The organism is Nocardia sp. NPDC050793 (assembly GCF_040654065.1).
Classification (GTDB): domain Bacteria; phylum Actinomycetota; class Actinomycetes; order Mycobacteriales; family Mycobacteriaceae; genus Nocardia.
In genome coordinates, this window is sequence record NZ_JBFAHG010000005.1 from 26,302 (window position 1) to 38,936 (window position 12,635).

At 69.7% G+C, this 12,635-nt stretch carries 12 protein-coding genes; all 12 read right to left on the reverse strand.

What is annotated here, in order from left to right; genetic code table 11:
* Positions 1-228: 228 nt before the first annotated feature.
* The gene (locus AB0H50_RS18155; RefSeq protein WP_357453588.1) at positions 229-429 is read right to left on the reverse strand and encodes a hypothetical protein; all 201 of its coding nucleotides are present in this window, start codon (positions 427-429) and stop codon (positions 229-231) included.
* Positions 430-597: 168 nt separating this feature from the next.
* Positions 598-1,449, reverse strand: coding sequence for a DivIVA domain-containing protein (locus AB0H50_RS18160; RefSeq protein ID WP_357453591.1), 852 nt, complete (start codon positions 1,447-1,449; stop codon positions 598-600).
* Positions 1,450-1,515: 66 nt separating this feature from the next.
* The gene (locus AB0H50_RS18165) at positions 1,516-1,818 is read right to left on the reverse strand and encodes a YggT family protein (RefSeq protein WP_067785731.1); all 303 of its coding nucleotides are present in this window, start codon (positions 1,816-1,818) and stop codon (positions 1,516-1,518) included.
* 89 nt (positions 1,819-1,907) lie between these two features.
* The gene (locus tag AB0H50_RS18170; RefSeq protein ID WP_357453594.1) at positions 1,908-2,690 is read right to left on the reverse strand and encodes a cell division protein SepF; all 783 of its coding nucleotides are present in this window, start codon (positions 2,688-2,690) and stop codon (positions 1,908-1,910) included.
* Between the two features lie 188 nt (positions 2,691-2,878).
* Positions 2,879-3,628 (reverse strand): YggS family pyridoxal phosphate-dependent enzyme, encoded by a 750-nt coding sequence (locus AB0H50_RS18175; protein WP_357453597.1) that lies wholly within the window; start codon positions 3,626-3,628, stop codon positions 2,879-2,881.
* Positions 3,629-3,671: 43 nt separating this feature from the next.
* A complete protein-coding gene (gene pgeF / locus AB0H50_RS18180; protein ID WP_357453600.1) occupies positions 3,672-4,400 on the reverse strand; it encodes a peptidoglycan editing factor PgeF in 729 nt (242 codons plus the stop codon).
* Between the two features lie 216 nt (positions 4,401-4,616).
* Complete coding sequence (gene ftsZ, locus AB0H50_RS18185; RefSeq protein ID WP_357453603.1) at positions 4,617-5,867, reverse strand: cell division protein FtsZ; 1,251 nt, start codon at positions 5,865-5,867, stop codon at positions 4,617-4,619.
* A gap of 366 nt (positions 5,868-6,233) precedes the next feature.
* Complete coding sequence (locus AB0H50_RS18190; RefSeq protein ID WP_357453606.1) at positions 6,234-6,986, reverse strand: FtsQ-type POTRA domain-containing protein; 753 nt, start codon at positions 6,984-6,986, stop codon at positions 6,234-6,236.
* Positions 6,987-6,992: 6 nt separating this feature from the next.
* Positions 6,993-8,480: a UDP-N-acetylmuramate--L-alanine ligase gene (murC, locus tag AB0H50_RS18195; protein ID WP_357453609.1), complete on the reverse strand. Its 1,488-nt coding sequence runs from the start codon at positions 8,478-8,480 to the stop codon at positions 6,993-6,995.
* Positions 8,477-9,571: an undecaprenyldiphospho-muramoylpentapeptide beta-N-acetylglucosaminyltransferase gene (gene murG, locus AB0H50_RS18200; protein ID WP_357455259.1), complete on the reverse strand. Its 1,095-nt coding sequence runs from the start codon at positions 9,569-9,571 to the stop codon at positions 8,477-8,479. The genes murC and murG overlap by 4 nt, the downstream gene beginning before the upstream one ends.
* A gap of 107 nt (positions 9,572-9,678) precedes the next feature.
* Entirely contained in the window at positions 9,679-11,187 is a 1,509-nt protein-coding gene (ftsW, locus tag AB0H50_RS18205; protein ID WP_357453612.1) for a putative lipid II flippase FtsW, read from the reverse strand.
* Positions 11,184-12,626, reverse strand: coding sequence for a UDP-N-acetylmuramoyl-L-alanine--D-glutamate ligase (gene murD / locus AB0H50_RS18210; RefSeq protein WP_357453614.1), 1,443 nt, complete (start codon positions 12,624-12,626; stop codon positions 11,184-11,186). Before murD ends, ftsW begins: the two co-directional genes overlap by 4 nt.
* Positions 12,627-12,635 lie beyond the last annotated feature (9 nt).

Below are 12,635 nucleotides of genomic sequence, written 5' to 3' on the forward strand. Positions count from 1 at the left end.
CCGCGGTACCACCCCGTTTGTCCTGGCCAGCCCCGCCAGGGGCCGCCGGACCGCTCGTTGCGAGCTGTGACGGGCTCACCCGTTCGGTTCTACTGAGCGCGCCGCGCGCTCCTCACGCGGGAGGCGGGGCGACGCCGTTCTTCCGAAGGCTCCCCGGTGATGGCCGGATCGACGCCGTTCTGTCTCGATTCTAACCAGCCAGGGCAAACGATATTCTCGCGCCCGGCCTCAGCGTTTGGCGTGCCGCCCTGGCGGGGGCGGTGCGTCGTTGCCCGGCCTGCGCATGGAAAGGGCGCTCACCAGCAACAGCACCGCGCCGATGACGCACACGACGATGCACCCCCACGCCCACAGCACCGACCCGGTGGTCAGCGCGGTGACGAGCAGGGCAAAGCCGATCGCCGCGAGAACGAGCGTCAGGACGAGCATGATGACCCCCTCGGCGTCCCTCTGCCTTCGGTCCGGCCACGCGCGGACTGTCGATCGACTTCGTCCGGCTCGGTCCGTCAGGCATGCCAGGCGATTCGACTGTACCTCTGGCTACTCGAACAACGACTTCGGCGACCAGCCGCGGCCCGGGGGCCGCGCAGGGCGGAATTACTTGCCGCCCTTGGCGAACGACGCAGGCGCGAGGTTGTTCGCGGTGTTCGCGTCGGCGAAGGCCTCGCCACCGTCCACCGGGACAGCGGAGCCGCGGTTCTCGAGCTCCTCGAGCTGCGACTCCAGGTACGACTTCAGCCGCACGCGGTATTCGCGCTCGAAGGTCTTGAGCTGCTCGATCCGGCTCTCCAGCACGCTGCGCTGCTGGGTGATGGTCGCCATGATCTCGGTGTGCTTGCGCTCGGCGTCGGCCTGCAGTGCGTCGGCCTTCTCCTTGGCCTGGCGCAGCTGGTTGTCCGAGCGGGTCTGTGCGTCCGACAGCATCGCATCGGACTTCTGGCGAGCATCCGCGATCATCGCCTCGGAACGGGTCCTGGCATCGCCGACCAGTCGCTCGGAGTTCGCCCGCGCGTTGGAGAGCAGGTTCTCCGCCTCGGTCTTCGCGTCGCTGGTCAGCCGGTCCGCCATCTCCTGGGCGAGGCTGAGCACCTTCGCGGCCTGCAGATTCGCGTCGGCGCCAGGGGCGTCCTTGGGCACTGGCGCAGCCACGGGCATCGGCGCGGGCGGAGGTGCGGGCACCGGGGGTTTGATCGGTTCCGGCGGCGGGGCCTGCTGTACCGGGGCCTTGACGGTCGCCGGGGCCGCCTGCCGGTTCTTCTTGGCGTCGGCCAGTTCCGCATCGAGTTCGCCGACCCGCTGGCGCAGGTCGGCGTTCTCCTCGATCAGACGCGAGAGCTCCTGTTCCACGAGATCCAGGAAGGCATCTACCTCGTCCTCGTTGTAGCCGCGCTTCCCGATCGGCGGTTTGCTGAACGCGACGTTGTGCACATCAGCTGGGGTCAGCGGCATGGAAGGATCCCTTCACGCGTCTTTTGGAGATCTAGCAGATCTAGCAAGGTATCTTGGCCCATTCTGTCACACCGGAGCTACCGGTTGGCCGAGCCTGCTCACGATCGACATCAGGATGAAGACGATGAATAGCAGGACCATAATCGACAGGTCCAGGCGAATTCCCCCCAGGGACACCGGTGGTATCAACCGTCTCAGTAGTTTCACCGGAGGGTCGGTGATCGTGAAGATCACCTCCAGGATGACGACAACGACACCGGTCGGTCGCCAGTCACGAGCGAAGCTACGAACGAACTCGACGATCACCCGGCTGATCAGCAACAGCCAGAAGATGAACAGTACGAAGTACAGCACCGCGAACAAGGCCACGACTTCACTCTGCCCGAAAAACGGCGTTGCGCAAAATGACCACACCGCCCCGCGCGCGACAAGAACGCCGACCCCCCCGGATCACACCGCTATTTCTGGTTGTAGAAGCCGGTTTCGGCGATCCTGCGTCGTTCCTCGGCCGATACGTCGACGTCCGCCGGTGAGAGCAGGAACACTTTGGTCGCTACCTTGTCGAACGAACCGCGCAACGCGAAGGCTAGTCCGGCCGCGAAGTCGACCAGCCGCTTGGCATCGGCATTGCTCAGATCGACCAGGTCCATGATCACCGGGTTGCCCTCACGGAAACGCTCGCCGATGATGCGGGCCTCGCTGTAATCGCGCGGACGCAGCGTCGTGATCTTGGACAAGGGACCTCCGTCCTCGAAGATCCCTGGCCGGCGAACGGCCGCGGGCTCGGGGCGCACGCGCTCCTCCAGCCGCCGCTCCTCGGCGTCGGGATCGACGGCGAGCGCACCCCTGGTGGCTCCCCGCAACATGCCTGCGCCACCGCCCGCACGGAACCGGCCCGTCGACGGGGCCGCCTCGATACGAGTAGGTCGCCGCGACGACTCGTAGCGATCGTCGCCGTAGGGCTCGTCGGCGTACTCGTCACGACGCGCCGCCGGGTAGCCCGCCTGGTACGGCGACTTGTAGGCGGGCTCGGGGTAGTCGGCGTCCTCGTCGAAACGGTCTGCGCCGTAACGATCTTCGGCATACCGATCGGCGCCGTAGCCGGGCCGGTCGGGGTAGGAACGCCCACGCGCGCCACCGCGCTCGTTCGCGCGCGGTGCGCGATCGTCGACGTAGTCGTCTTCGTAATCCTCGAGCGGAACCATGCCGAAGTAAGCCTTGAACTTGTGCAGCGTGCTCATGATTGCACCCCGCTACCGCGCGGCACCGTCATGACCACGATGGTGGCTACGTCGAGTCCTCGCTCGCTGCGCTCGCTCATTCTGGTCGACCTTCCTTCGGCCCCGGTGGCGGCCGGGTGTTGAAGTCTTGCTCAGCCCTCTTCTGTCCCAATCTTATGTGTCAAATGTGACTGATGAGGTTTCTTTTGCTAGCCCGAGGTTATCGGTCGAGTGCCCATCAAGGCGGTACCGACACGCACAACAGTCGAACCGTGTTCGATCGCTGATTCCAGATCACCCGACATTCCTGCAGAAAGTTCGGTTGCGCCGGGGTGTCTGGCGAGTAGCAGCGTGTGCAATGTCGCAAGCCGCGCGAATGCGCTATCAGGGTCGGCGTCGAGTGGCGGAATCGCCATCAAGCCCCCGAGCTGCAATCCTCCGGCGGAGGCGACCTGGTCCGCGAGCCGATCGAGATCATTCTGGCCGACACCGCCCCGTTCCGGGTCCTCGTCCAGGCTCACCTGGAGCAGCACGCGCAGCGGTTCGGTGCGCTCACCTGCGTCCAGCGCGGCAAGCGCTCCCTTGTCAAGAGCCGTTGCCAGCCGTTCGCTGTCCACCGAATGCACGGTGTGCGCCCAGCGCGCGACCACCCTGGCCTTGTTGCGCTGCAAGCGGCCGATCATGTGCCACCGAATGTCTCGACGTTCGTCCAGTTCCGCGACCTTCGCGGTGGCCTCCTGCTCACGCGACTCGCCGAACTCGCGGCGACCGAGGCCGTACAGGATCGCCACATCCGCGGCCGGAAAGTACTTCGTCACCGGCAGCAGCCGCACCGAGCCCGGCTCCCGGCCCGCCGCCCGGCAGGCGGCGTCGATCCGCCCGAGCAGCACGTCCAGCTTGCCCGCCAGCTCCGCGGTGCGCGCGTCGGCTTGTGCCACAACGGTTTCCGAGTCGGTCATCGCCCGCTACCCGCGCCGAGCCATGTCTCCGAACCGGACCTTGTCATTTCGGGCCCTCGATCCAGATCACTCCCGCCATGCGTCCGGTCGGTGCGCCGCGGCGATGGCTGAACAGCGTCTTGTCCTCGATGGTGCAGCGCGGGTCCTCCGCGATCGCCGCGACGCCCGCCTCGGTGAGCTGCCTGCGGATTCCGGCGCGCAGGTCGAGCGCCGGGGTGCCACGGACGGTGGTGGTCGCGCTGCCGGGCAGGTGCTTCTCGACATCGGCGCGCATGGCGGCGGGAACCTCGTACTGCCTGCCCGAGGCGGCCGGACCGAGGAACGCGCCGACGCGGTCCAGCCTGGCGCCGACGGACACCATCGCGTCAAGCACGCGCGGGACGATGCCGATGCGCGCGCCGATCCGGCCCGCGTGCACGGCGGCGATGACGCCCGCCTCGTCGTCGGAGAGCAGGATCGGGACGCAGTCCGCGCTGAGCACGACCAGCGCGAGATTCGGCACGGTGGTGACGAGGGCGTCGGTGGCGGGCACCGGCTCGGGACGCGGCCCGTCGACGATTTCGACGGCGCGCCCGTGGATCTGCTCCATCCACACCAGCCGGTCCGGTGTCAGGCCGATGCCCTCGGCGAGGCGGTCGCGGTTGCGGCGCACCGCCACCGGATCGTCGCCCACATGGTCGCCGAGGTTGAACGAGTCGTAGGGCGGCGCGGAGAAGCCGCCCGCCCTGGTCGTCGTGACCCGTCGGACGGTGAGAGTGTGGGCAGCAGTCATGCACTCGAGCCTAGTAGGCGAACCGGAGCTTCGAAGGCCGCCGCCGCGGCTCGGAGACCGAACGGCGAGCCGTGCCATCGGCGAATCATCCTGGACGGTCGGCTGATTCGCGTCCGAGAGTCCTCGTGGCACGGCACGCCGTGCGGCGAACCTCACCTCGGGCGACGACAAGTGCCCTCGTCCCGGAGCAATTCCGGGACGATCGGACGGACCGGGTCAGCGACGCATGAAGGACGGCACGTCGACGTCGTCATCGTCGTCGCCACCGTCCGGCGGCTGGATGTGAGACCGGCTGTTGTGCGAGACCGTCGGCTCGGCGAGCCGGGCGCGCTCGCTCTCCCGGTAGCTCGGCACGGCGCCGCGGGTCGCCCCGGCGGCGGAGCCGCTCGTGGTGGACTCGGTGCCGCGCGCGGCCGACCCGGTGATCTCGCTCGTCCTGCTGGTCTGGCCGATCTCGCCCGCGCGTCCCGAGCCGATCGCGCCGCGCGTGGTCGCGGGGTCGAAGGTGCGCCGGGCAGGGCCGCCGCCGTCGAACCCGGCCGCGATGACGGTCACGCGCACTTCGTCGCCGAGCGAATCGTCGATGACGGTACCGAAGATGATGTTGGCCTCGATGTGCGCGGCTTCCTGCACCAGCGAGGCGGCCTCGTTGATCTCGAACAGACCGAGGTCGGACCCGCCCGCGATGGAAAGCAGCACGCCGTGCGCGCCATCCATCGACGCCTCGAGCAGCGGCGAGTTGATCGCCGCCTCGGCCGCCTTCACCGACCGGCCCTCGCCGCGCGCCGAGCCGATGCCCATGAGCGCGCTGCCCGCGCCGGACATGACGCTCTTGACGTCGGCGAAGTCGACGTTGATCAGGCCGGGGGTGGTGATCAGGTCGGTGATGCCCTGAACACCGTTGAGCAGTACCTCGTCGGCGGAGCGGAAGGCGTCCATCAGGCTGACCGCGGCGTCGCCGAGCTGCAGCAGCCGGTCGTTCGGGATGACGATGAGGGTGTCGCAGGACTCGCGCAGCAGATTGATGCCCACCTCGGCCTGGTTGCCGCGGCGCTTGCCCTCGAACGAGAACGGCCGGGTGACCACGCCGATGGTCAGCGCGCCGAGCTTACGCGCGATGCTCGCCACGACCGGAGCGCCGCCGGTGCCGGTGCCGCCGCCCTCACCCGCGGTCACGAAGACCATGTCGGCGCCCTTGAGCACCTCTTCGATCTCGTCCTTGTGGTCCTCGGCGGCCTTCCGGCCGACCTCGGGGTCGGCGCCCGCGCCCAGACCGCGCGTGAGCTCGCGGCCGACGTCGAGCTTGACGTCGGCGTCGCTCATCAGCAGCGCCTGCGCGTCGGTGTTGACCGCGATGAACTCGACTCCCTTGAGTCCCTGTTCGATCATCCGGTTGACGGCATTCACGCCGCCGCCGCCGATACCGACGACCTTGATCACCGCAAGGTAGTTGTGCGGGGGCGTCATGGGCTCTCGCCTTCCTTCGATCTAAAGCCTGTCATTTTCGGATTCAGGACATTGCGCTATGGCGCACCCTCGGCTGTTTTGCCCGGGACCGTTTCACTCCACGATCCGCGGCCGGGCAAACCCTAAACCTCAACCACAGGGTTAGCGTTATGTCAAGTATCCGACTGGTGCGGAACGCTATTCGCAGCCGCCGCGATACGGGCGCAGGCGCGCCGACACGAGTGACAGAATCTTGTGTGATCCCTCTCGTTCGCCACTCCACACACCGTATGGTTGGACGGTTGCCCCCCGAGCCCCATCCCGGCGGCGGCCCTGCGCCTTCTGGCAGAGCGCCCCCGAAAATTCGCTGGGCACAATGGGTGTCGATCACTTTACCGTGACCAGATTCGGACTCGAAACGTCGAACACCGTTCCCTCCCGGGTCAACAGCGGCAACACCACCGCCGCCTTGCGTTCGGCATCGTTCGCACTGCCCCAGAGTACCGTGCGCCCGTCGTGCAGTTCGAGCGAGATATCCGAAATCGACCGTGCGACAACCTCGCTCACCTGGATATTCAGGGCGGGCGGCAATACGGTCAGCACCGCGACCGCGGCGCGGGTGACCGGATCAGCGCCGCCGGGCCTTTCGGTGACCAACATCGGCACCCCGATGGGCGCGGCTTCGATGGCGAATTCGACGCTTTCGGCATCCACCAGATGCGCGCCTTCCTCGCTCTCGAAGTACAGCACCGGCGTCCGCTCGACGACGGTCACCCGGACGGTGGACGGATACACCCGCTGCACCCGCGCGGAGTGCACTTTCGGAATACTCGCCACCCGCCGCGCCATGGCGTCGGTATCGATGCGCAGCATCGAGCGGTCCGAGGGTATTTCGAGGCGCGCGCGCACCTGATCTTCCTGCACCGCGGACAGGCCGTCGATATCGACGGTGCGCACCGAAAGCACAGGCGTGAACCAGAAAACGAGCAGCGCGACAGTGAGCGCACACCCGCCGAGCAATCCCCACAGCCGCACCCGGCGCAGCCGGGCCGGACCGCCGGGCCGCCGCAGCAGATCGAACCGATCGAGCCAGCCCGGGGCCCGCCGCTCGCGCCCGCGCCGCTCACCCCCCGGCCGCATCGCGGCTCACCGCCCGTACTGGGGACGCGCCCGTAGCCCGTCGAGAATCTGGCTGCCGAGCATGGTGACGTCGCCCGCCCCCATGGTGATCACCACGTCGCCGGGCCGCGCGAGCCCGGCCACCTGGCGGCCGACCCGCGACATATCCGGTTGGTAGTGCACGGGTTTGGTGACGGACTGGGCCACCAGCGCACCGTTCACGCCGGGCAGCGGCTTCTCGCGCGCGCCGTACACGTCGAGCACGACGACCTCGTCGGCCAGGCTCAGCGCCACGCCGAAGTCCTCGGCGAAGGTCGCGGTGCGGCTGTACAGGTGCGGCTGGAAGACCACGATCACCCGGCCCTGACGCGAGCGCGCGCCGTCGCGCGCCTCCTGCTGGACCAGTTCGGCCGCCGCGCCGAGCACCGCGCGGACCTCGGTGGGATGGTGCGCGTAGTCGTCGAAGACACGGACGCCGTTCTCCCTGCCGACGAACTGGAAACGCCGGTGCACACCACCGAAACCTTCCAGCCCCTGGACGATCTCGTCCACGTCGGCGCCCGCGGCGCGCGCGGCGAGCAGCGCGGCCAGCGCGTTGAGCGCCATGTGCCGCCCCGGCACCGAGAGCCGCAGGGTGCGCGGCGCGGTTTCGTCCGCCAGCTGGAACTGGGCGAGCCCGCCCACGTCGCGTGGCTCCCAGCTGTGCAGCCGCACGCCGACGGGGACCGGCGCGTCGGCGAGTTCGCCTGAGCCGTAGCCGAGTACCCGGACGCCCTTGTCCGCCAAGCGGGGACCGACCCGCTCGGCCAGCGCCCGCGAGCCCGGATCGTCCAGGCACACCACCAGCAGCCCGCCCGCGGCGAGCCGGTCGGCGAAGTCGTCGAACACCTGCACGTAGGCGGCGTCGGAGCCGAAGAAGTCGAGGTGATCGGACTCGATGTTGGTGACCACCGCGACGTCGGGGTCGTACTGCAGCAGCGAACCGTCGCTCTCGTCGGCCTCGGCCACGAAGGTGTCGCCGGTGCCGTGGTGGGCGTTGGTGCCCGCCTCGTTCAGCTCACCGCCGACCGCGAAGGACGGATCGAGGCCGCAGTGCTGCAGCGAGACGATCAGCATCGAGGTCGTCGAGGTCTTGCCGTGGGTGCCCGAGACGAGCAGTGTGCGGTGCCCGCGCATCAGCGAGGCCAGCACGGCGGGGCGGAGCAGCACCGGGATGTCGCGACGATTCGCTTCCACCAGTTCGGGATTGGTCTTCGGAATAGCCGCGTAGGTGGTCACCACCGCGGTCGGGCCGCCGGGCAGCAGATCGAGCGCGCCCGCGTCGTGGCCGATGCGGACCTGCGCGCCGCGAGCACGCAGCGCGAGCACGCCGCGGCTCTCCTTGGCATCCGAACCCGACACCGCGCCGCCGCGGGAGAGCAGGATGCGGGCGATACCGGACATCCCGGCCCCGCCGATGCCGACCATGTGCACCCGCTCCAGTTCGGGCGGGAGCGCCGAACGCTCGTCGGTCATCGGCCCCGCCCCAATTCCACCACGATCCGCGCCACGTGGTCGGCGGCGTCGCGGTGCCCGGCGCCTGCCGCGGCGCGGCCCATCTCGGTCAACCGTGCGGAGTCCATGAGCAGCGGTATCACCTCGTCGATCACGTACTTCGGGGACAGTTCGGCGTCGGGGACAATTCTGCCACCGCCCTGCGCGACCACGGGGCGGGCGTTGAATTCCTGTTCGCCATTGCCGTGCGGCAGCGGCACGTAGAAGGCGGGCAGGCCGACGGCGGACACCTCGGCGACCGTCATCGCGCCCGATCGGCACACCACCGCGTCGGCGGCGGCGTAGGCCAGATCCATCCTGGACAGATACGGCACCGCCACATAGCGGGCCGCGCCGTCGCCCTCGGCGACCTCCAAGGTGTTCTTCGGGCCGTGCGCGTGCAGCACCGAGATGCCGGCCGCCGCCAGCTGCGGCGCGGCTGCCGATACCGCCTCGTTCAGGCTGCGCGCGCCCTGCGAGCCGCCGAACACCAGCAGCACCGGCCCCTCGGCGGGCAGCCCGAAGTGCGCGCGAGCTTCGGCGCGCAACGCGGCGCGGTCCAGCGTGGTGATCGCGGCGCGCACCGGAATGCCGACGACCTCGGCGTGCGGCAGCCCGGAATCGGGCACCGCAGCGAGCACGCGCGCGGCGCGGCGGGCGCCCACTTTGTTCGCGATGCCCGCCTTGGCGTTGGCCTCGTGCACCACGACCGGCACCGCGCGCCTGCGCCGCAGCACTCCGCGGCCGGCGGCCAAGTAGGCGGGCAGCGCGACGTAGCCGCCGAAGCCGATGATCACATCGGCCTGCACCGCGTCGACGACGGCTCGCGTCCTGGCCACCGCGGCGCGCACCCGGCCTGGCAGCCGCAGCAGATCCGCGGTCGGCTTGCGCGGCAACGGAACCGGTGGGATCAGTTCGAGGGGGTAGCCGCGCTCGGGCACCAGCCTGGTCTCCAGGCCGCGTTCGGTGCCGAGCGCCGTGACCCGGATCGAATCGTCGAGGCGCCGCAGCGCGTCGGCGACGGCCAGGGCCGGTTCGACATGTCCCGCCGTGCCACCGCCCGCGACGATCACCGAAAGTCCGGATCCCTTCGCGGGCCGCTGTACTGGATTCGCGGCACTCCCCGGTCCCTCCGTGGTCACGCTGCTGCTCCGGGCCTGTTGCTCGCGCCGCGGTGCACTCACCTGGATCTTCCCCGTTCTCTTGCATGTGGCATCGGATAGTTCGGCTCCCAGGCCCTGGTGGCACGCAGTGAACTGGTGCCCCTGCTCTCCGGCGAGCGGCGCCGAGCCGGTGCGCCGGATTGCCCGCGCCGCGGCAACGCCTGGCGCGACCGGTCGGATTGCCTGGATCGTTCGGTGCGGGCCCGCTGCGCCGCGGCCTTGGCGGCGCTGCGCGCCCTGGCGGCCTCCGCCTTGGCGGGCGAGTAGATCTCGGGTTTGGGCAGTCGCAGCAGGCGGCTGAACCGCCCGTCCTGCCCGGCCTGCAGCGCCGACACCGCCTCCGGCTCGTGCCTCGCGGCGTTGGCGATGACGCCGAACATGAACAACGTGATGGCCAGCGAGGAACCGCCCGCCGAGACCAGCGGCAGCTGCAGACCGGTCACCGGGAGCAGGCCGACCACGTATCCGACGTTGATCAGCGCCTGCGCGGTGATCCAGGTGGTCGCCGTCGCGGTCAGCAACCGCAGGAACGGGTCCACCGAACGGCTCGCGATGCGCAGGCCGGTGTAGACGAACAGCGCGAAAAGCCCGAGCACCAGCGCGCAACCGAGGAAACCGAGTTCCTCCCCGATGATGGCGAAGATGAAGTCGTTGTGCGAGTTCGGCAGATAGCTCCACTTGGCCCTGCTCTGTCCGAGCCCGCGGCCCCAGATGCCGCCGTCGGCCAGCGAGTACTGCGCCTGGCGCGCCTGGTAGCCGATGCCCTGCGGGTCCTCGCCGGGATTGAAGAAGGCGCGCATGCGATCCGAGCGGTAGCCGGCGGAGAGCGCGAGCACCCCCGCGGCGACCACACCGGACACCGCGATGGTGACGAACAGCCGCACCGGCAGCCCGCCGAACCACAGCAGCGCGGCCAGCACGATGCCGAGCGCGATGGTGGTGGACAGGTTGGGCTCGAGCACCACGAGCAGACACACCAGCATGCCCGCTGGAACCAGCGGCACCAGAATGTCTTTCAGCGTCGCCTTCTCCGACCGGCGCGAGGCCAGCAGGTGCGCGCCCCACACCACGAACGTCACCTTGACGATCTCGGAGGGCTGCACCGACACCGGCCCGAGGTCGAACCAGCGCCGCGAGCCCTGCACCTCGCTGCCGATGCCGGGAATGAGCACCAGCACCAGCGCGAGCACCGACAGCGCGAACACCGGGAACGACCACTGCCGCAGCCTGCGAATCGGAATGCGCAGCGCGAGATAGAACAGCACGCAGCCGAGCGCGGCGAACATGGCCTGCTGGACGAACAACGAGTAGGCCGAACCGCGCTCGGCGTATGCCTCGACGCTGGACGCGGAGAGCACCATCACCAGCCCGAGCACGGTGAGCAGCGTCGCGATGGTGACGATCAGATGGAACGACGCGAGCGGGCGCGCCAGCCAGGCCACGAACCGGGCCGCCGGCGCCTGCGCGCCGCGCGAACCCTTCGGCTCGGTCTTGGCGCCGCGCAGCCGCCGCGTCGTCTCCGTCATAGCTGCCGCCCGATGTCACCGTCTTCCAGCGTGTGCACCGCGGTGGCGAAACTGCGTCCGCGGTGGGTGTAGTCGGCGAACATGTCGAGGGAGGCGGCCGCGGGCGCCAGCAGCACGGTGTCTCCCGAGCGGGCGAATCCGGCGGCGACACGCACGGCCTGCGCCATGACGGCGTCGGCTTTGTCGGATCTGGACGGGTCGTCGGCCATCACAGCATCGTCCCCCGCGCGCACCTCGACGACGGGGACCTCGGGCGCGTGTCGCGCCAACGCGGCCGCGAGCACCGGCGCGTCGGACCCGATCAGCACCGCGGCGACGAGCCGGTCGGCGACCTCCTCGATCAGGTCTTCCACGCCCGCGCCCTTGAGCTGGCCGCCCGCAAGCCAGATGACCTGCGGGTGCGCCAGGATCGATGACCGCGCGGCGTGCGGATTGGTGGCCTTGGAGTCGTCGACGAATTCGACACCTGCCAGCTCGCGCACGAAGGCCGCCCGGTGCGGGCCGACCCTGTGCTCCTGCAGACCCTCCTTGACGAACTGCGGCGCCACATCGATAGCCCTGGTCAGCGCGGCCGCGGCGAGCGCGTCGGCGATTCCGGCTGGCCCCTGCGGGCTGATGTCGCCGACCTCGGCCAGGATCGCCGCCTTGGTGAACGCCCGGTCGAGCAGTTTGCCGTCCACCACGCCCAGCTCGCCGTCGGCGGGCACGCCGATGCGGAAGCCGACGGTGCGGCGGGCCTTGGAGCGACGGGCCAGCGAGGCCGCCACCGGGTCGTCCAGACCGACCACGCCGACCCGGCCGACCAGCGCCCGCGCCTTGGCGGCCGCGTACGCATCCAGACCGCCGTGCCAATCCAGGTGATCCTCGGCGACATTCAGCACCACGCCCGCCTCCGGCCGGACCGAGGGCGCCCAATGCAGCTGGAACGAGGACAGTTCCACGGCGAGCACCTGCGGGCCGGGATTGCGGCGCAGCGCGTCCAGGATCGGGGTGCCGATATTGCCGCAGGCGACGCTGGCGATGCCCGCGGCGCGCAGGATCGAATGGGTCATCTGGGTGGTGGTGGTCTTGCCGTTGGTGCCGGTCACCACCAGCCATTTGCGCACCGGGCCGTAGATCCTGGCCTGGTCGACCCACCAGGCGAATTCGACGTCGCCCCACACCGGGATGCCCTCGGTGACCGCGGAGACCAGCACCGGCGAATCCGGCCGCCAGCCCGGGCTGGTGATGACCAGCGCGAAGCGGCTCAGGTCGGCGGATTCCAGCTCCACGCAGGTGGCCACTTCCAGGCCGAGTTCGGCGGCCTCGGCGAGCGCCTTGGCGCCCGCGTCGGTGACCACCGGATGCGCGCCGATATCGCGCAGCGGTTCCACCAGCGAGCGACCGGAGACGCCCCAGCCCGCGACGAGCACGTCACGGCCACGCAGGAATTCGAGCATGGGCCCCGG